This is a genomic window from Stenotrophomonas sp. STEN023 (assembly GCF_056760135.1).
Window position 1 is genome coordinate 1 of the sequence record NZ_JBRREF010000159.1, and the last position, 2,252, is coordinate 2,252.

At 65.9% G+C, this 2,252-nt stretch carries 2 protein-coding genes; one reads left to right on the forward strand and one right to left on the reverse strand.

The genetic code is table 11. The features are described 5' to 3' along the window. Window positions 1–227: 227 nt before the first annotated feature. Window positions 228–1,682 (reverse strand): MATE family efflux transporter, encoded by a 1,455-nt coding sequence (locus ACVOLV_RS22125; RefSeq protein ID WP_481556232.1) that lies wholly within the window; start codon window positions 1,680–1,682, stop codon window positions 228–230. Between the two features lie 106 nt (window positions 1,683–1,788). Here ACVOLV_RS22125 and ACVOLV_RS22130 point away from each other — a divergent pair, with 106 nt between their 5' ends. Next, window positions 1,789–2,196 (forward strand): RNA-binding S4 domain-containing protein, encoded by a 408-nt coding sequence (locus ACVOLV_RS22130; protein ID WP_481556233.1) that lies wholly within the window; start codon window positions 1,789–1,791, stop codon window positions 2,194–2,196. Window positions 2,197–2,252: the final 56 nt, after the last annotated feature.

Below are 2,252 nucleotides of genomic sequence, written 5' to 3' on the forward strand. Positions count from 1 at the left end.
CCCCCCCCCCCCGGCCTCGGCCCCGCCCCCGCCCCCCCCCCCCCCCCCCCCCCCCCCCCCCCCCCCCCCCCCCCCCCCCCCCCCACTACAGGTGAGGCCGCCGAGTTTCAGCCCCCTCCCTTGCGCCGAAGGCGTAGGGGAGGGTTGGGGAGGGGTTGAGCTTCTAGGCCTTTCCAGCAATGCCAGCTTCGCGGCTGACGCCGCTCCCACAGCTCCCACAACGCTGTCTAGCGCTCCAATTCCACGTCAGGATCCGCCACCGGCGACGGCGGAGTCGCCGGCACTTCCGCCGGGGTGGCCTGCGCTGGCTTGTCCAGGATCGTTGCCTTGCGCCAATTGCCCCAGCGGTAATAGGCCATGATCATCAGCATCGAGCACAGCGCGCTGATCGGGAAGCTCCACCAGATCGCATCGGCACCAAAGCGTGGTTGCAGCCATAGCGCGAACGGCACCCGGATGCCCCACATGCCGATTGCCAGGATCAACAGCGGTGGCAGCACCGCGCCGGTGGAACGAACCACGCCCGACAGCACGAAGTTGACCCCGAAGAACAGGAACGACCACACCGCGATGTGGTTCAGGTGGCGGCCGATCTCCAGCGCCTCGCTGGCAGCTGGCAGGAACAACGCCAGAGTGCTGCGATCAAACAGAATGATCGGCGCGATCAAGGCACCGGTCAGCAGGAAGTTGAACAGCACGCCGGTACGCGCGGTGGCTTCCACCCGTGGCCAGAGGCCGGCGCCCACGTTCTGCGCGGCCATCGTCGAGCAGGCCGCACCAATGGCCATGGCCGGCATCTGCACGTAGGTCCACAACTGCATCGCGGCGCCATAGGCCGAGGCGGTTTCCACCCCGTAGCCATTGACCATGCTGATCATCATGATCATCGCCAGCGAGATCAGGATCATCTGCAGGCCCATCGGCACGCCCTTGACCACCAGCGCCTTGAGGATGACCGTGTCGATCTTCAGCAGGCCGATGTCCTTGCGCCCCAGCCACAGCATGTGCCGCTTGTTGCGCAGGTAAAGCATCAGCCCGGCCAGCGCCAGGCCCTGCGAGAAGAACGTGGCCCAGGCTGCACCGGCAATACCGAGTTCCGGCAACGGACCCACGCCGAAGATCAGCAGCGGGTTGAAGGCGATGTCCATCACCACCGCCAGCAGCAGGAAGCGGAACGGTGTGCGCGCATCGCCGGCACCGCGCAGGGCGGCGGTGATGAAGGCAAACGCATAAAGCAGCGGCATCGCCAGGAAGATCACCTTCAGGTAGGCGTCGGCCATCGGCAGCGATTCGGTTGGGGTACCCATCGCCAGCAACAATCGGTGCGACAGGAACCAGCCCAGCACCGCGATCACCGCAGACAGGCCGATGAAGAAGGTGGCGCTGGTGCCCATCACCCGCCGCGCCTGCGGCAGGTCCCTGGCGCCGATGGACTGGCCGATCAGGATGGTGGCGGCCATGCCGATGCCGAACACCGAACCGATCAGGAAGAACATGATGTTGTTGGCGTTGGCCGTGGCGGTCAGCGCCGCCTCGCCGAGGAACTTGCCCACCCAGATGGCATTGACCGATCCATTCAGCGACTGGGCGATGTTGCCAGCCAGGATGGGGAGCGCGAACATCAGCAGGCTGGTGCCGATCGGGCCTTCGGTCAGCGAGCGGCTTTGCTTGGGTTTCGACATGGACAACGTTGTCGGGATCGGGGCAGGCACACTAGCATCTTGCAGGTGAGGGTGCCGGTGCCAGGTATCACCGGTTGAAGGCTTACACAGGAGTCATGGCAACGCGATGAGTGGTGAAGTCGTAGTGGTAGCAAGCATTCGCCTTGATGTGTGGCTGTGGGCCGCACGTTTCTTCAAGACCCGCAGCCTGGCCAAGCAGGCGGTGGATACCGGCAAGGTGGATGTGCAAGGACAGCGCCCCAAGTCGTCCCGCGCCATTCGCGTGGGCGATGCGCTGCGGGTGCAGCGTGGCGATGAGGTCTTCGAGATCGCGGTACGCGGACTGAGTGACAAACGCGGTTCGGCGCCGGTAGCGCAGGCCATGTACGAAGAGTCGGCGGCCTCGAAACAGGCGCGTCACGAGCTGCAGTTGCGTCGTGCCGCCGAAAGGACCGGCTACCAGGCCCCGGAGCACCGCCCCGACAAGCGCGCCCGGCGGCTGATCCGGGCCCTCGGCGACCTCGATGCGCTTTGACACCTGTAGTGCCGAGCCATGCTCGGCATTGGGCTCTACTGGTGAAGCCTCTGCCG